The organism is Brachybacterium sp. SYSU DS0246, from assembly GCF_059391765.1.
Genome location: NZ_JBZXYT010000013.1, coordinates 57,024 through 76,246 on the forward strand (window position 1 = coordinate 57,024; position 19,223 = coordinate 76,246).

Consider the following 19,223-nt stretch of genomic DNA (forward strand, 5'->3'; position numbering starts at 1 on the left):
TGCTCTCGCCGTCCGTGTCCGAGAAAGGACGATCGTGACCGATACCAGCACTCCTCCGGCAGGGGCCGAGACACCGGAGATCGCCAACCCCCTGCGTGACCCCCGCGACCGCCGGCTGCCGCTCATCGCCGGGCCGAGCTCCATGGTGATGTTCGGCGTCACCGGCGACCTCGCCCGCAAGAAGCTCCTGCCCGCCATCTATGACCTCACCCACCGCGGACTGCTGCCGGCCAGCTTCGGCCTGGTCGGGTTCGGGCGCCGCGAATGGTCCGACGAGGACTTCGCCGAGTACGTGCGCAAGAGCGTCTCCGAGCACTCCCGCACCGGCTTCTCGGAGAGCGTCTTCGAGCAGCTCCGCGGCGGGCTGCGCTTCGTGACCGGCACGTTCGACGACTCCGCGGCGTTCGAGCGCCTCACCGAGGTCGTCGGCGAGCTGGACCGCACCCGCGGGACCGGCGGCAACCACGCCTTCTACCTCTCGATCCCGCCGGACGCCTTCCCGAAGGTCTGCGGTCAGCTCGCCGATTCGGGACTGAACACCCCGCGGGACGGCTCCTGGCGCCGCGTGATCATCGAGAAGCCCTTCGGGCACGACCTCGCCTCCGCGCGCGAGCTCAACGACGTGGTCGAGAAGGTGTTCCGCCCGGAGGACGTCTTCCGCATCGACCATTACCTGGGCAAGGAGACCGTCCAGAACATCATGGCGCTGCGCTTCGCCAACCAGCTCTATGAGCCGGTGTGGAACGCGAGCTATGTCGACCACGTCCAGATCACGATGGCCGAGGACATCGGCATCGGGTCCCGGGCCGGGTACTACGACGGCATCGGCACCGCGCGGGACGTCATCCAGAATCACCTGCTGCAGCTGCTCGCGCTGACGGCGATGGAGGAGCCGGTCTCCTTCCGTGCCTCCGACCTGCGGGCGGAGAAGGAGAAGGTGCTCGCCGCGATCGAGCTGCCCGAGGATCTCGCCGCGCACACCGCCCGCGGGCAGTACGTGGGCGGTTGGCAGGGCGGCGAGGAGGTGCGCCCCTACCGCGAGGAGGAGGGCATCCCCGCGGATTCGACCACGGAGACCTTCGCCGCGATGAGGCTCGACATCGCCACGCGGCGCTGGGCGGGCGTGCCGTTCTACCTGCGCGCCGGCAAGCGGCTGGGCCGGCGGGTCACGGAGATCGCGGTCGTGTTCAAGCGCGCCCCGTTCCTCCCGTTCCGCTCCACCGATACCGCGAACCTCGGCCAGAATGCGATCGTCATCCGCGTCCAGCCGGACGAGGGCGTGACCATGCGCTTCGGCTCCAAGGTCCCCGGCACCCAGATGGAGGTGCGGGACGTGACGATGGACTTCGCCTACGGCATGAACTTCACGGAGGAGTCCCCGGAGGCCTACGAGCGGCTGATCCTGGATCTCCTGCTGGGCGATCCGCCGCTGTTCCCCCGGCAGAAGGAGGTCGAGCTCTCCTGGCGGATCCTCGACCCCATCACCGAGTTCTGGTCGGAGAACCTCGAGCCGGCGCCCTACCGCCCCGGCACCTGGGGGCCCGACACCGCCCACGAGATGCTCGCCCGTGACGGACGTACCTGGAGGCGACCGTGATCACCACCCTGACAGACACCACCGCCTCGGCCATCGACAAGAAGATGATCGAGATGCGGGAGACCTTCGGCGCGAACACCATCGGCCGGGTGCTCACGCTGATCATCATCTCCACCGGAGATGTCGAGGATCCTCTCGAGGCGGCCGTGCGCGCCAGTCACGAGCACCCCGCCCGGGTCCTCGTTCTCGACGTCGACCCGGAGGCCGAGGCCTCGGGACTGGACGCGGAGATCCGCGTGGGCCGTGACGCCGGCGCCGGCGAGATCGTGATCCTCCGCGCCCGCGGGGACATCATGTACTCGCTGGACACGCTGGTGATGGCGCTGCTGCTGCCGGACGCCCCGATCGTCACCTGGTGGCCGGAGAGCGCCCCGTCCTCCCCCGTCCACGACGTGCTGGGCTCCATGTCGCAGCGCCGGATCACCGACGCCGCGGCCTGCTCCAGCCCGCTGGCCACCCTCAAGCGTCTGCGCCGTGGCTACGCCAGCGGGGACTCCGACCTCTCCTGGTCGAGGCTGACCCGGTGGCGCGGGCTCGTCGCCAGCGCCTACGAGGTGCCCCCGATCTCGACCCCGAAGCTGGTGGAGGTCTCCGGCAGCGCCGAGGACCCCTCGGTGGTGCTGATGGCCGCCTGGCTCGAGCACACCCTCGGCGTCGATGTCCGCACGGTCGAGCCGGCCGGTGAGGTCTCGGAGGGCCCCTCCGTGCGGGGCGTGCGTCTGCACCGCGAGGACGGCACGATCGAGCTCGTCCGCACCAGCGACGACTCGATCGTCATGAACCTCCCGGGCGATCAGAGCGGCCAGCATGTGACGATGCCCCGCCGCACGCTCAGCGAGCTGCTGTCCGAGGAGCTGCGCCGGCTGAATCCCGACGAGGTCTACGGCGAGGTCCTCGCCAGCGCCTTCAGCGGGATCGACGATTTCGGCACCTACGCGCGGGGAAAGCCGGAGGCCACCGACCGGGTCCTCGAGGACGCCTCCACGGTTGCGACCGCGGCCGCGGAAGCCGTCGCCTCACAGCTCGCGGACGCCCTCGCCCAGCGCCAGGCGGCGCATCTGGTGGTCACCGGCGGTTCGGTCGGCACGAAGACCGCCGCGGCCCTGCCGGGGGCGCTGTCCTCGGCCGGGGCGGACGTCTCCCGCCTGCATATCTGGTGGGGCGACGAGCGCTTCGTGGACACCGACTCGAGCGACCGCAACGAGGTCGCCGTGCGCTCCTCGTTCCTGGAGCCTCTCCAGGAGGCCGGGCTGCCGGCACGCAACATCCACGTCATGCCCTCCCCCGCCGACGGGATGTCGCTGGACGAGGCCGCCGCGTGGTACGGGCAGCAGCTCGACCAGGCCGGTGGCGACGAGCCGTTCCGCACCCGAGGCCGCGCGTTCTTCGACGTGCTGCTCCTGGGCGTCGGGCCCGACGGTCACGTCGCCTCGCTGTTCCCCGAGCACCCTGACCAGCGGCAGGCAGGGGCCAGCGCGGTCGCGGTGACGAACTCGCCCAAGCCGCCATCGGAGCGGATCTCCCTGCCCTGGCCCGTGCTGAACTCCTCGCGTCACGTGGCCTTCCTGGTCGCCGGCGGGGACAAGGCCGAGGCGGTCGCGAGGGCCCACGGCGAGATCGATCCGTGGCCCGTCCCGGCCTCTGCGGTGCGGGGCCTCGAGTCCACCACCTGGTTCCTGGACAGCGCCGCCGCCGAGAAGCTCTGAGCCCCCCTGCTCCCGGAGGGCCGGTCACCACCATGGTGACCGGCCCTCTCTGCAATCTCGGACCCACGGCCCCTCCACGAGGCCGGACGCACGCGACGAGCAAGAGGGCCGGTCACCGTAGCGGTGACCGGCCCTCTCGGAGAGTTCAGGAATGTGCGCGCAGCACGTTCAGAGCATGCGTTCCAGGATGCCGAGGGCGACGCAGCACAGGCCCCACACCACCGCGACGGTGACGGTGAGCCGGTTCAGGTTGCGCTCGGCGACACCGGAGGCGCTGGCCGAGGACGACACACCGCCGCCGAACATGTCGGAGAGGCCGCCGCCGCGCCCCTTGTGCAGGAGGACGAGCATGATGGCCAGCAGACTGGTGACGGCCAGCAGGATCTGAAGGATGAGCTTCAGCAGGGGCAGATCCACGAGGGGCGATACCTTCCACGGAGACAGGAGGACCGATCCAGCATACGGCACGGGCCGGGCCTCTCGAAGGCCCGGCCCGCGTGGTGCCAGTCTCGCTCGCTCAGACTCCGGCGTTGTAGCCGGCGATCTTGGCGAACTCCTCGGCCTTGAGCGAGGCGCCGCCGACGAGAGCGCCGTCGACGTCCTCCTTGCCCATCAGCTCGACGACGTTGGAGGACTTGACGCTGCCGCCGTACAGCACGCGGACGGCCTCGGCGACCTCGTCGCCCTGCAGGCGGCGCAGCGCCTCGCGGATCGCGGCGCACACCTCCTGCGCGTCGTCCGGGGTGGCGACCTCGCCGGTGCCGATGGCCCACACGGGCTCGTAGGCGATGACGATCTGCCGGGCCTGGTCGGCGGTCAGGCCGTCGATGCCGCCCTCGACCTGGGCGAGGGTGTACTCGACGTGCTTGCCGGCCTGGCGCTCCTCGAGCGGCTCGCCGACGCACAGGATCGGGGTCAGTCCGGCGGCGAAGGCGGCCTTCACCTTGGCATTGGTGACCTTCTCGTCCTCACCGTGGTGCTGGCGGCGCTCGGAGTGGCCGACGGCCACGTAGCTGCAGCCCAGTGCCTTCAGCATGGGCCCGGAGACCTCGCCGGTGTAGGCACCGGACTCGTGCTCGGAGAGGTCCTGTGCGCCGTAGGCGAGGGGGAGCTTCCCGGCGTCGACCGCGGTCTGGACGGTGCGGATGTCGACGAAGGGCGGCAGCACGACGGTCTCGACCGCGTCGGTGTCGATGCCCTTGAGCTGATCACCGAGGTCCTCGACCAGGGCCAGCGCCTGCTTCCAGTCCAGGTTCATCTTCCAGTTGCCCGCCATCAGCGGGGTACGGGTGCTCACTTGGTGCCCTCCTCGAGGATCGAGATTCCCGGCAGTTCCTGGCCCTCGATGAGTTCGAGGCTCGCGCCGCCGCCGGTGGAGATGTGCGAGAAACGGGATTCGTCGAATCCGAGATTGCGGACCGCGGAGGCGGAGTCTCCCCCACCGACCACGGTGTATCCCTCGGCGGTCGCGAGATGCTCGGCGACGGCCTTGGTACCGGCCGCGAACGCCTCGAACTCGAACACACCCATGGGGCCGTTCCAGAACACGGTCGCCGCGTCGGAGATCTTCTGTCCGAACAGCTTCGCCGTCTCCGGGCCGATGTCCATGCCCTCCTGGTCCGAGGGGATCTGGTCGACCGGCACCACGGTCGCGGGGGCATCGGCCGAGAACTCGGGGGCCACCACCGTGTCGACGGGCAGGACGAGCTCCACGCCCTGGTCCTCGGCGCGCCGCATGTACTCGCGCACCACGTCGAGCTTGCTCTCGTCCAGCAGCGACTGGCCCACCTCGAGACCCTTGGCCTTCTGGAAGGTGTAGGCCATGCCGCCGCCGATCAGGATGCGGTCGGCCTTGCCGAGCAGGGTGTCGATGACACCGAGCTTGTCGGCGACCTTCGCCCCGCCGAGCACGACGACGAAGGGGCGCTCGGGGTCGTCGGTCACCTTGCGCAGGGATTCGACCTCCCCGAGAACGAGCTGGCCCGCGGCCGAGGGCAGCAGGGTCGCCAGCTCGTAGACGGAGGCCTGCTTGCGGTGGACGACGCCGAACCCGTCGGAGACGAACGCGTCGCCGAGAGAGGCCAGGGCCTGCGCGAAGACGTGGCGCTCGCCATCGGCCTTCGCGGTCTCGCCCGGGTTGAAGCGCAGGTTCTCCAGCACGGCGACCTGGCCGTCCTGCAGGCCGCCGACGACCTCACGTGCGGAATCGCCGATGGTGTCGGTGGCGAAGGCGACGTCCTGGCCGATCAGCTCGCCGAGGCGGCCGACGACGGGCTTCAGGGAGTACTTGTCCTCCGGCTCGCCCTTGGGGCGGCCGAGGTGGGAGATGACCACGACGCGCGCGCCGGCCTCGCTGAGCCGGGCCAGGGTGGGCAGCGCGGCGCGGATGCGGCCGTCGTCGGTGATGGTGGTGCCGTCCAGCGGGACGTTGAGGTCTGCTCGCACGAGCACGCGCTTGCCGCGCAGCTCTCCGAGCGAGTCGATGGTCTTCAGCACTGTGGTGGTTCCTTCTGTTCGTGGCCGTGGCGGCGCGAGCGGGACGAGCGGAGCCCGCCGGACACCGACCCCTCGGGGTGGTGACCGGCGGGCTCCGGGGCGGGTCCTTGGTCGTCCGGGGACGACGGGTGGATCAGAGGGACTTGCCCACGAGCTGCGAGAGCTCGACGAGGCGGTTCGAGAAGCCCCACTCGTTGTCGTACCAGGTGAAGACCTTCACCTGGTTGCCGATGACCTTGGTCAGCTGCGCGTCGAAGATCGAGGAGTGCGGGTCACCCTCGATGTCCTTGGAGACGATCGGGTCCTCGGTGTAGCGCAGGACGCCCTTGAGGGGACCCTCGGCAGCCTTCTTCACCGCGGCGTTGACCTCCTCGGCGGTGATCTCGCGGGACGCCTCGAAGGTGAGGTCCGTGATCGAGCCGGTGGGGACCGGCACACGCAGCGAGTAGCCGTCGAGCTTGCCCTTGAGCTCCGGGAGCACCAGCGCCACGGCCTTGGCCGCACCGGTGGTGGTCGGGACGATGTTCAGGGCGGCGGCCCGCGCACGGCGCGGATCCTTGTGGGGGCCGTCCTGCAGCACCTGGTCGGAGGTGTAGGCGTGGATCGTGGTCATCAGGCCCTTGACGATCCCGAACTCGTCGTTCAGCACCTTGGCCACGGGAGCGAGGCTGTTGGTGGTGCAGGACGCGTTGGAGACGATGTGCTGGGTCTCGGGGTCGTAGTCACCCTCGTTCACACCGATGACGAAGGTCGCGTCCTCGTTCTTCGCCGGAGCGGAGATGATGACCTTCTTGGCGCCGGCCTCGATGTGGGCCTTGGCCTTTTCGGCGTCGGTGAAGATGCCCGTGGATTCGATGACGACGTCGGCGCCGATCTCTCCCCACGGGATGTTCTTGGGATCGCGCTCGGCGAAGGCGCGGAAGGTGTTCTCGCCGACGGTGATGGAGTTCTCGTCGTGGGAGACCTCGTAGGGCAGGACGCCACCGATCGAGTCGTACTTGATGAGGTTGGCGAGCGTGGCGTTGTCCGTCAGGTCGTTGACGCCGACGATCTGGATGTCTGCCTTCTGCTCGAGCGCGGCGCGCAGGTAATTGCGCCCGATACGACCGAACCCGTTGATTCCGACCTTAATGGTCACGGTTCCTCCTAGATTCACAGGGGATCTGCGAAATATGGACAGTGGCGCGCACGCCCTCGTACGCTCGGACGGCGCCGGCTGTGACCGACGACCGGGATGATCGTATCAATGCCCCGGGTCGGGCGACGGGGGCAACCGCTCCTCGTCCACTCCGTCCTCCGTCCCGGGCAGTCCCAGCTCCTCGGCGCGCTTGTCCGCCATCGCCAGCAGACGCCGGATCCGACCGGCCACGGCGTCCTTCGTGAGCGGCGGATCGGCCAGGCGACCGAGCTCCTCGAGACTCGCCTGCCGGTTCTCCAGGCGCAGGCGCCCGGCGGCCTGCAGGTGCTCCGGCACCTCGTCCCCCAGGATCTCCAGCGCGCGCTGGACGCGCTGACCGGCGGCCACGGCGGCCCGCGCCGAGCGCCGCAGATTGGCGTCATCGAAGTTGGCCAGCCGATGCGCGGTCGCCTTGACCTCGCGGGTGGTCCGGCGGTCCTCCCAGCTCAGCACGGTCTGGCGGGCACCCATGTGGCTCAGCAGCGCCGAGATGGCCTCGCCGTCGCGCAGGACGACGCGATCCGCGCCACGGGCTTCGCGGGCCTTCGAGGCCACGCCGAGGCGACGGGCCGCACCGACCATCGCCAGCGCCACCTCCGGGCCCGGGCAGGAGAGCTCGAGGGCGGCGGAGCGGCCCGGTTCGGTCAGGGTGCCGCGCGCCAGGAACGCGCCGCGCCACGCGGCCTCGGCGTCGACGGTGGCGCCGCCGACTACGAACGGCGGCATCCCGCGCACGGGACGGCCGCGGCCGTCGAGCAGACCCGCCTGCCGGGCGAGCATGCCGCCTTCGCGGTCGACCCGCACCACGTAGCGGCTGGTGCGGCGGATCCCCGACGGGGCGAGCACCGCGAGCTCGGCGCGGTGGCCGTACATGTCGGAGATGATGGCGTGCAGCCGCCGCGCGACCGAGGCGGAGTCCAGCTCCGCCTCGACCACGACGCGCCCGGCGACCATGTGCAGTCCGCCGGCGAAGCGCAGCATCGCGGCCGCCTCGGCCTTCCGTGCCGAGGGGCGGGTCACCTCGAGGCGGCTCAGCTCCTCCTTGGCATCACCGGTCAGTGCCATGCAGGTCCTCCTCGCTGGATTCGGCGTCGGCTCCGGCCGCGCCGTGGTTCTCGGACCGGGCCGGCTCGACGTCACCGTAGGCGTCGTCGAACAGATCGCGGTAGGCCGCGGCCAGGCGCACCGGGTCGTGATGCGGGAGGCCGTCGCCGACGCTGACCTGGCGCAGCAGCGCGCGGATCCCACGCGACTCGGCGGACTGGGCCAGCGCGAGCGCGTCCCCGAGGGCGGTGGGGTCGGCGACCAGGGCGTCGAACCGGGTCCCGTCGGCGTGCTCGAGCAGCACGTCCAGCAGGTCCAGGCTCGTCATGCCCTCGGCCTCCTGTGCGCCCACCGACAGGTTCGTGGTGATGCACCGTCGCGCCGGGCTGCTGCGGATGGCCTCGGCGATCTCCGGGATCATCAGGTGCGGCAGCACCGAGGTGTACCAGGATCCCGGGCCGACGATGATCCAGTCGGCCCGGCCCAGCGCCTCGATCACGTCCTCCGCCACCTGCGGCCGCGGCGGCGTCAGCCGCAGGCCCTCGACCCGTCCGTCGGCGGTCGCGACCTGCCACTGGCCGGCGACGGTGCGCAGCTGGCCGTCCGCGGACCGCACGTCGGCCTCGATGTCCAGGGGCTCCAGCGCCATCGGCAGGACGCGCCCCCGCGCGCCGAGCAGCTCGGCCATCTGGTCGAGCCCTTCGACCGGGTCGTCGAGGATCTGCCACAGCGCCACGATCAGCAGGTTGCCCAGCGAGTGGCCGTCGAGCTCGCCGTCGGTGGCGAACCGGTGCTGGATGACGTCACCCCAGATCGAACCCCAGTCGGAGTCCTCGCACAGGGCGGCCAGCGCCATCCGCAGGTCGCCCGGAGGAAGCACGGGCATCTCGGTGCGGATCCGGCCGGAGGAGCCGCCGTTGTCGGCGACGGTGACCACGGCCGTGATGTCGTCGGTCAGCAGGCGCAGCGCCCGCAGGTTCGCGGCCAGGCCGTGCCCGCCGCCGAGGGCGACGACGCGCAGAGGCCGCTGGGGGTCTCCGATGCGTCCGCGCCGGGCTCTGCCGGAACGGTCGGCGCCGCGCAGATGGCGGCGCCCGGAGCGGGCGGCGATGCTCATTCCCGCCCCAGATCGCGGTGGCGGATGCGCACGGCGTGGCCGGCTCCGCGCAGCGAGTCGCCGATCCGGTCGGCGATGGCGACCGAGCGATGCTTGCCGCCGGTGCACCCGATGGCCAAGGTGGTGAAGTGCTTGTTCTCGACGCTGTAGCCGCGCAGCACGGGAATGATCATCTCGAGGTACCTGTCGACGAACTCGGCGGCGTTGGCATCGCCCAGGACGAAGTCCGCGACCTCCTGGTCGGTCCCGCGCAGAGGTTTCAGCTCGGGCACCCAGTACGGGTTGGGGATGAAGCGGACGTCGCTGACGTGGTCCGCCTCCAGCGGGATGCCGTACTTGAAGCCGAAGGACAGCATGGTCACGGTCAGCCGCTGCTCGTCACTGGTGCCGAAGACGCTGCGCATCTTCATCGTCAGCTCGTGGACGTTCAGCGGAGACGTGTCGATGACCAGGTCCGCCATCCGGCGGTACGGGGCGAGCATCTCCCGTTCGCGGCGTATCCCCTCCAGCACGCCCTCCTCGCCCTGCAGCGGGTGGGGGCGGCGCACCGAGTCGAAGCGGCGCACGAGGGTGGACTCGTCGGCGGTCAGGAACAGCAGGCGCAGGCGGAGATCGGCCCGTCGCAGCTGGGCGACCACGTCGGAGAGCTCGTTGAAGAACGGACCGGAGCGGGGGTCGACGACGACGGCGAAACGGTTCTCGCGGCCCACGGCGGAGGCGCGCAGCTCGTACAGCGTGCTGATCAGCTGCGGCGCGATGTTGTAGACGACGTACCAGCCCATGTCCTCGAGCGCGTGGGCGGCGGTCTCACGGCCGGCACCTGCCAGGCCGGTGATGATGACGACGTCGCCCATCGTGTCGGAGCGGGGGGCCAGCGGGGGTTCGTCGTGCACCAGGCATTCCTTCCGGGGTCGTGGGCTGGGGACGGAGGGGATCAGCGCTCCAGGATCTCGCCGGTCGCCATGTCCACCGCGACGTCGATCGTGCCATCCTCCCCGGCCTCCGCGTCACCGGCGGAAGCGCTCCCGGTCTCGGCTCCGGTGGACGTCGCTTCGTCGGATCGTAGCGCGGCCAGGATCTGCGCGGCCAACGCGGGACCGATCCCCTCGACCTGCTGGAGGTCGTCCTCGGACGCCTGACGGATCGCCGAGACGGTCACGAAGCGGTCGAGCAGAGCACGGCGCCGGGCAGGGCCCAGCCCCGCAATGCCGTCCAGGGCGCTGGCCTGCATGGCGCGCCCGCGCTTGGAGCGGTGGTAGGTGATGGCGAAGCGGTGGGCCTCGTCACGCAGGCGCTGGACCAGGAACAGGGCCTCGCTGGTGCGCGGCAGGATCACGGGATAGTCGTCGCCCGGCAGCCAGATCTCCTCCAGCCGCTTGGCGATGCCGGCCAGGGCGATGTCGGTGATGCCGAGGTCGTCGAAGGCGCGCTGGGCCGCAGCGACCTGGGGCGGGCCGCCGTCGACGAGGATCAACGAGGGCGGGTAGGCGAAGCGGCGGGCCTCCTCCTCCGTCTGCTCGGGCGGATCCAGGTGGTGCTTCAGGCGGCGGGAGATGACGTCGTACATCGAGGCGGTGTCATCCCGCGCCGCGTCACCGGTGACGGAATAGCGGCGGTACTCGCTCTTCTTGGGCAGCCCGTCCTCGAACACGACCTGGGAGCCGACGACGTTGGTGCCGTGGGAATGGGAGATGTCGAAGCATTCGATGCGCAGCGGCGGCTCGGCCAGGTCGAGGGCTTCGCCGAGGTCCTCGAGGGCCTTGGTGCGGGCGGTGAGGTCGCCGGAGCGCTTGAGCCGATGCAGCCGCAGCGCCTCCTGCGCGTTCTCGGTGACGGTCGACAGCAGGTTCTTCTTCTCACCCCGCTGGGGGATCCGCAGATCCACCTGCTTGCCGATCAGTTCGAGCACCTGGTCACGGTTCGTGGGCTGGACCGGGACCAGCACCTCCTTGGGCGCAGCGCCCTCGGTGTACAGGGTGGTCACGGCCCGCTCGATCAGGTCGCCGGCGGTGGAGGCGTCGAGGATCTCCGCGGTCCAGCCGCGCTGGCCGCGGATCCGGCCGCCGCGGACGTGGAAGACCTGGACGGACGCCTCGAGCTCGTCCTGCGCGAGGCCGATCAGATCGGCGTCGGTGGCGTCGGAGAGGACGACCGAGTTCTTCTCCATCACCTTGTTCAGCGCTTCGAGGTCATCGCGCAGCCCGGCGGCGGTCTCGTAGTCCATGGCCGCGGCGGCCTCGCGCATCTGCTTCTCGATGCGGCGGGTGTAGGTCGCGGTGTTGCCGGCCATGAAGTCCGCGAACTGCTCGGCGAGCTTGCGATGCTCGTCCTGGGAGATGTCCCCGACGCAGGGCGCGGAGCACTTGCCGATGAAGCCGAGCAGGCAGGGCCGCCCGGAGCGCTCGGCCCGTCGGTACACGCCGGGCGTGCAGGAGCGGACGGGGAAGACCCGGAGCATCAGGTCGAGGGTCTCGCGGATCGCGCCGACCTGGGGGTAGGGACCGAAGGTGCGGTCGCCCTTGGCGCGGGGACGACGGGTGATGTGCACCCGCGGCACCTTCTCCCCCATGGTCAGCACGAGATACGGGTAGGACTTGTCGTCACGGAACTTGACGTTGAACCGCGGGTCGAACTCCTTGATCCACGTGTACTCGAGGGTGAGGGCCTCCACCTCGGTGCCGACCACTGTCCACTCCACGCCGGCGGCGGTGGTGACCATGCGCCGGGTGCGCTCGTGCAGGGCCGCGAGGTCCTGGAAGTAGTTCGACAGCCGCTGGCGGAGGTTCTTCGCCTTGCCGACGTAGATCACGCGGCCGTGCTCGTCGCGGAACCGGTAGACCCCCGGCCGGGTGGGGATGGTCCCGGTCGCGGGACGGTAGGTGGCGGGGTCGGCCATGGCGGATCAGGCCCCGGCCGGCACGCCGACCCGGTTCGAGCGGCCGGAGGCCAGCAAGGGCGCGAGGAAGTTGCCGGTGTACGAGCCCTCGACCGCGGCGACCTGTTCGGGGGTGCCGGTGGCGACGATACGGCCGCCGCCCGCGCCGCCGTCGGGGCCCAGATCGATGACGTGGTCGGCGGTCTTGATGACATCGAGATTGTGCTCGATGACGATCACGGTGTTGCCCTTGTCGACGAGACCGCCGAGCACCTCGAGCAGCTTGCGCACGTCCTCGAAGTGCAGGCCGGTGGTCGGCTCGTCGAGCACGTAGATGGTGCGCCCGTTGGAGCGCTTGTGCAGCTCGGCGGAGAGCTTGACGCGCTGCGCCTCCCCGCCGGAGAGGGTGGTCGCGGACTGGCCGAGCTTCACGTAGCCCAGGCCCACGTCCACCAGTGTCTGCATCTGGCGGCGGATCGCGGGGACGGCGTCGAAGAACTCGAGCGCCTCGGCGATGGACATCGCGAGCACCTCGGCGACGTTCTTGTCCTTGAACTTCACCTCGAGGGTCTCGCGGTTGTAGCGCTGGCCCTTGCACACCTCGCACTGGACGTACACGTCGGGCAGGAAGTTCATCTCGATCTTCAAGGTGCCGTCGCCCGAGCAGGCCTCGCAGCGGCCGCCCTTGACGTTGAAGGAGAAGCGCCCGGCGGTGTACCCGCGCACCTTCGCCTCGTTGGTCTGGGCGAACAGGGTGCGCACCCGGTCCCATACCCCGGTGTAGGTGGCGGGGTTCGAGCGCGGGGTGCGGCCGATGGGCGACTGGTCGACGTGGACGACCTTGTCGAGGTGCTCGAGGCCGGTGACGCGCTTGTGCCGTCCCGGCACGATCCGGGCGCGGTTGAGCTCCTTGGCCAGCACGGAGTACAGCACGTCGTTGACCAGGGACGACTTTCCGGAGCCGGAGACGCCGGTGACGGCGGTGAGCACGCCGAGCGGGAAGCTGACGTCCTGGCCCGTGAGGTTGTTGGCGCGGGGCGCGACGACCTTGATCATGCGCTGCCGGTCCACGGGGCGGCGGGTCAGCGGCAGCGGGATCTCGAGCTCCCCGGAGAGGTAGCGCCCGGTCAGGCTGCGCGGGTTCGTCCGCAGCTCCTCGACCGGTCCGGAGTGGACGACCTGGCCGCCGTGCTCGCCGGCCAGCGGGCCGAAATCGACCACCCAGTCCGCCGCGTTCAGCGTGTCCTCGTCGTGCTCGACGACGATCAGGGTGTTGCCGAGATCCCGCAGCCGGGTGAGGGTCTTGATGAGACGCTCGTTGTCGCGCTGGTGGAGACCGATCGAGGGCTCGTCGAGCACGTACAGCACACCGACCAGGCCGGAGCCGATCTGGGTGGCCAGGCGGATGCGCTGTGCCTCACCGCCGGAGAGCGTCCCGGCCGCGCGGGCCAGGGTGAGGTAGTCCAGGCCCACGTCGAGCAGGAAGCCGAGGCGGGCGCGGATCTCCCGCAGCACCTCGTCGGCGATCGCGGCCTCGCGCACCCCGAGCCGGAGGCCCTCGTGGAACTCGAGGGCGTCGCGGATCGACATCTCGCACACCTCGGCGATGGAGCGGCCGCCGACGGTCACGGCGAGCACCTCGGGGCGCAGCCGGGCGCCCTGGCACGTGGGGCAGGGCACCTCGCGCATGAACTGCTCGTAGCGCTCCTTGGCCCAGTCCGATTCGGTGTCGGAGTGGCGGCGCTGGAGGAAGTGCAGGATCCCCTCGAAACCGGTGGAATAGGTGCGCTCGCGTCCGAACCGGTTGCGGTAGCGCACGTGGACCTGGAAGTCGTTGCCGTGCAGCAGCGCCTCCTTGGCGCGCTGCGGCAGGGCCCGCCACGGGGTGTCCATCGAGAAGCTGAGCTCCTCGGCGAGCCCGGCCATGACCTCCTGATGGTGGTCGGCAGAGCCCATGGTCCACGGCGCGATGGCTCCCTGGGCGAGGCTGAGGTCCTCGTCGGGGATCACCAGCTCGGGGTCGACCTCGAGGCGCATGCCCAGGCCCGTGCATTCGGGGCACGCGCCATAGGGGGCGTTGAACGAGAAGGTGCGCGGCTCGATGTCGTCGATGGCCAGGGGGTGGTCGTTGGGGCAGGCGCGCTTCTCGGAGAAGCGGCGGGTGCGCTCCTCGGAGTCCTCGTCGACGTCGACGAAGTCGACCACCACGAGCCCGTCGGCCAGGCGCAGCGCGGTCTCGACGGAGTCGGTCAGGCGGCGCCGTGAATCGGGCTTTGCGGCCAGGCGGTCCACGACCACGTCGATGGTGTGCTTGAACTTCTTGTCGAGCGTGATCTCCTCGTCCAGGCGCCGCGTCTTCCCGTCGATCCGGGCGCGGGCATAACCCTGGGAGCGCAGCGAGCTGATCAGGTCGACGTGCTCCCCCTTGCGGCCCTGGACCACGGGGGCCAGCAGCTGGAAGCGGGTCCCCTCAGGCTGCTCCAGCAGGGAGTCGACGATCTGCTCGGCCGAGGAGGAGCTGACCTCCTCGCCGCAGATCGGGCAGTGCTGGACGCCGGTGCGGGAGAACAGCAGGCGGAGGTAGTCGTAGATCTCCGTGATGGTGCCGACGGTCGAGCGCGGGTTGCGGTTGGTCGACTTCTGGTCGATGGAGACCGCGGGCGAGAGCCCTTCGATGAGATCGACGGAGGGCTTGTCCATCTGGCCGAGGAACTGCCGGGCGTAGGCCGACAACGACTCCACGTACCGGCGCTGGCCCTCGGCGAAGATCGTGTCGAACGCCAGGGAGCTCTTGCCGGACCCGGACAGCCCGGAGAAGACCACCAGGCGGTTCCGGGGGATGTCGATGTCGATGTTCTTGAGGTTGTGCTCGCGCGCACCACGAACGACGAGGGATTCAGTCACCGCTCCATCCTACGAGCGCGCTGCGACGTTCGAACAGCTGTTCGCCGGAGATCCTCGCGACATCTGCCGATCCCCGCGACATACTGGGGCCATGGTCGAGAACGAGTACACCGGACATGTCGAACCCCACGGCCCAAGCGCGGTGCGGTCCTTCGCCGCCCTCGAGATCCGCAAGGCCTCCGTGGGGCCGATGGACAACAACGCCTATCTGCTCACCTGCCGCGACACCGGCGCGCAGCTGCTGATCGACGCGGCCGCCGACGCCGACCGTCTGCAGGCACTGGTGGCCGAGGGCTCAGGCTCCCGCACCGGTGCCGGCTCCGCCGGTCGCCTCGACACGATCGTCACCACGCATCGTCACCACGACCACGTCGGCGCTCTCGAGGAGCTGGTCTCCGCGACCGGTGCCCGCACGGCCGCCGGCGCGGAGGACGCTCCTGCCATCGCCGTGCCGACGGATGTGCAGCTGACCCACGGCGAGGTGCTCGAGGTCGGCCGGCAGCGCCTCGAGGTGATCGCCCTGCGGGGCCACACCCCCGGGTCCGTCGCGCTGCTGTGGCGCGGCGGTGAGGCCGGCGACCATCTGTTCACCGGCGACTCCCTGTTCCCCGGCGGCGTGGGCAACACGGAGAACGACTCGCTGCGCTTCTTCCAGCTGCTCGACGACGTCGAGGAGCGCATCTTCGATGTGCTGCCGGACGAGACCTGGGTCTACCCCGGGCACGGGGACGACACCACCCTCGGCGCCGAGCGGCCCTCGCTGCCGCAGTGGCGCGAGAGGGGCTGGTGACCAGCACGGCCGATCCCGCCTGGTGCGTCATCGGCCGTGCCGGCGGCGGTGACGTGGTGATCGTCGATCTCGACGAGCACGGGCAGGAGATCGACCGCATCGCTCTGGGAGCCGACGAGCTTCCCGCCCACATCGCCCACCGCGAGCACCGACGCCACCGCTGGGTGTGGAGCGACGCGGCGACCTGGTACCCGCGCGCGCTCGCAGCGGGCGTCACCGTCGAGCGCTGCCATGATCTGCGCCTGGTCCACCGGATCCTGCGCCATTCGCAGCTGGTCGCGGAACCGGAGGCGATCCGGGAGGCCACAGCCTGGGACGTCCCGATCGAACAGCACCCCGGCGCCGGCGAGGAGAGAGGCGCCGGCGCGACCCTGTTCGACCTGGACTCCTCGGCCCGGACCGACGGCGTTCCCCACCAGATCGAGGCCGCGCTCGCCGAATTCGCTCGCCAGCGCCGCGCCGTCGACGGGTCCATCGACCCCGCGCGACTGCGCCTGCTGGTCGCCGCGGAATCGGCCGGCGCGCTGATCGCCGCCGAGCTGCACGCCGCCGGGATCCCGTGGGACACGGCCGAGCACGACCGGATCCTGCGCGATGCCATGGGGCCGCGTCCCCCAGCAGGGCAGAGCCCGGCGGGGATGGTGGGGGCCGCCGCGGAGGTCCGCGCGGCCCTCGGTGATCCGCAGCTGAGCCTCGACTCGCCACCCCGGCTGCTGCGCGCACTGCACCGCGCCGGGATCGACGTCGAATCGACCTCGCAATGGGAGCTGACCCGCTTCGACCACCCCGCGATCGAGCCGCTGCTGCGCTACAAGAAGATGTCGCGGCTGCTCACCGCCAACGGCTGGACCTGGCTCGAGGAATGGGTCCACGACGGCCGGTACCGGCCGGTCTACGTTCCTGGGGGCGTCGTGACCGGCCGCTGGGCCTCCAGCGGCGGCGGGGCTCTGCAGATCCCGCGGCAGCTGCGCCCGGCGCTGCGGGCCGACGACGGCTGGCGCCTGGTCAGCGCCGACGTCTCACAGCTGGAGCCGCGCGTGCTCGCGGCGATGTCCGCCGATCCGGCGATGGTCGCGGCGGGCGCCGGCAAGGACCTCTACTCGGGGATCGTCGAGGCGGGGATCGTGGACAGCCGCCAGGAGGCGAAGATCGGTGTGCTCGGCGCTCTGTACGGCGGCACGACCGGTGACAGCGGGCGGGTGGTGCCCCGGCTGCGGCAGAACTTCCCCCGCGCCATGGCACTCGTGGATGGTGCCGCGCAGGTGGGCGAGCGCGGCGGCACGGTCTCCACGTGGCTCGGTCGCTCCTCCCTCGCCCCCGAGCCCGCATGGAACCAGGCGCAGAACCAGGCCTACCTGCCCGACGCCGAACCCGGCGAGCAGGAAAGAGCACGCCGCTCCGCCCGCGACCGGGGACGCTTCACCCGCAACTTCGTGGTCCAGGGAACCGCCGCCGAATGGGCACTGTCGTGGATGGCTGCGCTGCGCCTGGCGCTGGCCCGGTTCGAGCCGGTGGCCGCGGCCGACGCGGCGACGCCGTCGGGGCCCGTGTTCGCGCGGCGCGCGCACCTGGCCTTCTTCCTCCACGACGAGGTGATCGTGCACGCTCCGGCCGCCCAGGCCGACGCGGTCGCCGACGCCATCCGCAGCGCCGCCGATGCCGCCGGTCGGTTGCTGTTCCCCAGCAGTCCCATCGACTTCCCCCTGGACCTGACCATCACGGAGCGCTCGCCGACGAAGTGACGTCACGTCGATCCAGGTCCGGCGTCCCCGCCCCGCCGTCCCCGCTCCAGGCTCCGCCCCCTGCTCCTTCCTCCCCAGCGCTCCGCGGTCCACACCGCGTCGGCTGCTGCGTCGTCGGTCACACCCCTCTGATGGACTGGGCTCGGAAGCCAGATCAACTGCCGGTTGGAGACCGCCATGACCATCACCCCGCTGCCGTCGCGATCGTCCGAGCACCGGCGCCGCTCCCGCATCGCTCGGCAGGAAGCCGAGGCGCTGGGCGAGCAGATCCAGCAGCAGGCCGCGTTCATCGCCGAGGCCACCTGCGACATGTTGCTGTCGCTGGCCGATTTCGATGCCCGGGACGGGGTGAGCTGGTACGTGGGGCTGAAGTCGACGGCGCACTGGCTGGCATGGGCCTGCTCCATGACCCCGGGCACCGCCCGCGAGCACGTCCGGGTAGCACGGGCTCTGCCGGAGGCGCCGCTGACGGTCGCGGAGTTCCGCGCCGGCCGCCTGTCCTTCTCCAAAGTCCGCGAGATCACCCGCGTCACCGACCGTGTCGACGAAGCCGTGCTGGTGGACATGGCCCGGGCGATGACCGCCTCCCAGCTGGCACGGACCATCTCCTCGTTCCGCGCTGTCGACGGCAGCCGGCTCGGCCAGGATGCCGTGCGCCACGGTCGCTGGCAGACTCGGGACGACGGCATGGTCGAGATCCGGGCGGTGCTGCCCGCCGAGACGGGTGCCGAGGTGGTCACCGCCCTGGATCTGGCCCTGGACCGGGACGGCCACGATCCCTCCTCGCTCGATCCCGGATCGGACGAACCTCCGAGCGACGAGGCCGCGATAGCAGTGGTCACGACCACGCCGACCCTGGAGCAGCGCAAGGCCGACGCCCTGCACAGCGTGGCTCGGAGCTTTCTCGACTCCGTGCCCGGCGACCGTTCCGGGGAGGACCGTCACCTGGTAGTCGTCCAGGTCAGCGCCGAGGCGCTGACCGGATCCGTTCCTGCGGGAACGCCCTCTCGCGAGTCCGCGCCGACCGCCGACCACGGTGCCGTTGACACGGGGCGGGACGCTGCGCCCGCGCCCCGGCCCGCCACTGCGCCCGCACCCCTGCCCGCCGCTCCCGCCGCTCCCGGCGTTCCCGGCGTTCCCGCGGGAACGTTCCAGCGCTGCGCTGTGGTGGGCCAGGGTCCCCTGGAATCTCGTACCGCGGAGCGGCTGGCCTGTACCGGGAAGGTCGCACTGATGGTCACCGACGCCGGTGGCGAGGTGCTCCATCTGGGCAGGTCCCAGCGCCTCGCCTCCCGTGCTCAGCGCCGCGCGCTCCGCCTGCGCGACACCGTCTGCACGTTCCCCGGCTGCCACCAGAGCCGACATCTCGATGCCCACCACACCACTGCCTGGTCGCGGGGCGGCGCCACGGACATCGAGGACCTGGCGCTGCTGTGCCGGCGCCACCACGTGATGGTCCACGAAGGCGGTCTGCACCTCGCCCCCGACCCTGCCCGGACCACTGCGCTTCAGCCGCGGTTCCAGGTGCTCGACGACACCGGGCGCCCCGTGCAGGCGCGCTGGCCCGCCCAGCATGATCGGATGAGCGTGCGCGAGGTGCCCCTCCCCCTCTCGAGCACTGCGAACGATGCAGACCCGGATCGAATCGCTGCGACCACAGGGGGCGCCGGGTTCAGTCTCGCGGACTGCGTCGAGGTCCTCTGCCACAGCGTGGTGGAACCGGCCGCGTGATGGCCCGCCACGGCAGCGTGCCCAGACCCCGCTGACGGCGTGGC

Annotated in this window: 14 protein-coding genes; 5 read left to right on the top strand and 9 right to left on the bottom strand. The window is 70.9% G+C overall.

Annotated features, from left to right (window positions below; translation table 11 throughout):
• Positions 1-34 precede the first annotated feature (34 nt).
• Both zwf and pgl read left to right on the top strand, forming a co-directional pair.
• Positions 35-1,597: a glucose-6-phosphate dehydrogenase gene (gene zwf, locus AC5020_RS08320; protein ID WP_377793890.1), complete on the top strand. Its 1,563-nt coding sequence runs from the start codon at positions 35-37 to the stop codon at positions 1,595-1,597.
• Positions 1,594-3,303 (top strand): 6-phosphogluconolactonase, encoded by a 1,710-nt coding sequence (gene pgl / locus AC5020_RS08325; protein ID WP_464987929.1) that lies wholly within the window; start codon positions 1,594-1,596, stop codon positions 3,301-3,303. Before zwf ends, pgl begins: the two co-directional genes overlap by 4 nt.
• 168 nt (positions 3,304-3,471) lie before the next feature.
• On the opposite strand, the gene secG is transcribed toward pgl, so the two are convergent.
• From secG to uvrA, 9 genes are all read right to left on the bottom strand, one after another.
• Positions 3,472-3,714 carry a preprotein translocase subunit SecG gene (gene secG, locus AC5020_RS08330; protein ID WP_377017282.1) on the bottom strand — a complete coding sequence of 81 codons (243 nt, stop codon included), beginning with the start codon at positions 3,712-3,714 and terminating at the stop codon, positions 3,472-3,474.
• Positions 3,715-3,820: 106 nt separating this feature from the next.
• Positions 3,821-4,600, bottom strand: a complete 780-nt coding sequence (gene tpiA / locus AC5020_RS08335) for a triose-phosphate isomerase (protein WP_377017170.1) — start codon at positions 4,598-4,600, stop codon at positions 3,821-3,823.
• Positions 4,597-5,799 (bottom strand): phosphoglycerate kinase, encoded by a 1,203-nt coding sequence (locus AC5020_RS08340; protein WP_494564409.1) that lies wholly within the window; start codon positions 5,797-5,799, stop codon positions 4,597-4,599. The genes tpiA and AC5020_RS08340 overlap by 4 nt, the downstream gene beginning before the upstream one ends.
• Positions 5,800-5,932: 133 nt before the next feature.
• Complete coding sequence (gene gap, locus AC5020_RS08345) at positions 5,933-6,937, bottom strand: type I glyceraldehyde-3-phosphate dehydrogenase (protein WP_377017174.1); 1,005 nt, start codon at positions 6,935-6,937, stop codon at positions 5,933-5,935.
• A 105-nt stretch (positions 6,938-7,042) separates the two neighbouring features.
• Positions 7,043-8,041, bottom strand: a complete 999-nt coding sequence (gene whiA / locus AC5020_RS08350; RefSeq protein ID WP_377017176.1) for a DNA-binding protein WhiA — start codon at positions 8,039-8,041, stop codon at positions 7,043-7,045.
• A complete protein-coding gene (locus AC5020_RS08355) occupies positions 8,025-9,137 on the bottom strand; it encodes a gluconeogenesis factor YvcK family protein (protein ID WP_377793888.1) in 1,113 nt (370 codons plus the stop codon). Before AC5020_RS08355 ends, whiA begins: the two co-directional genes overlap by 17 nt.
• Positions 9,134-9,991, bottom strand: a complete 858-nt coding sequence (gene rapZ, locus AC5020_RS08360; RefSeq protein ID WP_377017284.1) for an RNase adapter RapZ — start codon at positions 9,989-9,991, stop codon at positions 9,134-9,136. Before rapZ ends, AC5020_RS08355 begins: the two co-directional genes overlap by 4 nt.
• A gap of 80 nt (positions 9,992-10,071) precedes the next feature.
• Positions 10,072-12,033: an excinuclease ABC subunit UvrC gene (gene uvrC, locus AC5020_RS08365; protein WP_377017180.1), complete on the bottom strand. Its 1,962-nt coding sequence runs from the start codon at positions 12,031-12,033 to the stop codon at positions 10,072-10,074.
• A 6-nt stretch (positions 12,034-12,039) separates the two neighbouring features.
• The gene (gene uvrA, locus AC5020_RS08370) at positions 12,040-14,916 is read right to left on the bottom strand and encodes an excinuclease ABC subunit UvrA (RefSeq protein WP_464987932.1); all 2,877 of its coding nucleotides are present in this window, start codon (positions 14,914-14,916) and stop codon (positions 12,040-12,042) included.
• Positions 14,917-15,007: 91 nt separating this feature from the next.
• Here uvrA and AC5020_RS08375 point away from each other — a divergent pair, with 91 nt between their 5' ends.
• From AC5020_RS08375 to AC5020_RS08385, 3 genes are all read left to right on the top strand, one after another.
• Positions 15,008-15,706: an MBL fold metallo-hydrolase gene (locus tag AC5020_RS08375; protein ID WP_464987933.1), complete on the top strand. Its 699-nt coding sequence runs from the start codon at positions 15,008-15,010 to the stop codon at positions 15,704-15,706.
• Positions 15,703-17,448: a bifunctional 3'-5' exonuclease/DNA polymerase gene (locus AC5020_RS08380; RefSeq protein WP_464987934.1), complete on the top strand. Its 1,746-nt coding sequence runs from the start codon at positions 15,703-15,705 to the stop codon at positions 17,446-17,448. Before AC5020_RS08375 ends, AC5020_RS08380 begins: the two co-directional genes overlap by 4 nt.
• A 177-nt stretch (positions 17,449-17,625) precedes the next feature.
• Positions 17,626-19,179, top strand: a complete 1,554-nt coding sequence (locus AC5020_RS08385; RefSeq protein WP_464987935.1) for an HNH endonuclease signature motif containing protein — start codon at positions 17,626-17,628, stop codon at positions 19,177-19,179.
• The last annotated feature ends 44 nt before the right edge of the window (positions 19,180-19,223 follow it).

What these genes read in the sequence shown, in the direction of transcription:
- AC5020_RS08385 (WP_464987935.1), top strand. Translation starts at nt 17,626, where the DNA reads ATGACCATCACCCCGCTGCCGTCGCGATCGTCCGAGCACCGGCGCCGC.
- AC5020_RS08375 (WP_464987933.1), top strand. Translation starts at nt 15,008, where the DNA reads ATGGTCGAGAACGAGTACACCGGACATGTCGAACCCCACGGCCCAAGC.
- uvrC (WP_377017180.1), bottom strand. Translation starts at nt 12,033, where the DNA reads ATGGCCGACCCCGCCACCTACCGTCCCGCGACCGGGACCATCCCCACC.
- whiA (WP_377017176.1), bottom strand. Translation starts at nt 8,041, where the DNA reads ATGGCACTGACCGGTGATGCCAAGGAGGAGCTGAGCCGCCTCGAGGTG.
- rapZ (WP_377017284.1), bottom strand. Translation starts at nt 9,991, where the DNA reads ATGGGCGACGTCGTCATCATCACCGGCCTGGCAGGTGCCGGCCGTGAG.
- AC5020_RS08355 (WP_377793888.1), bottom strand. Translation starts at nt 9,137, where the DNA reads ATGAGCATCGCCGCCCGCTCCGGGCGCCGCCATCTGCGCGGCGCCGAC.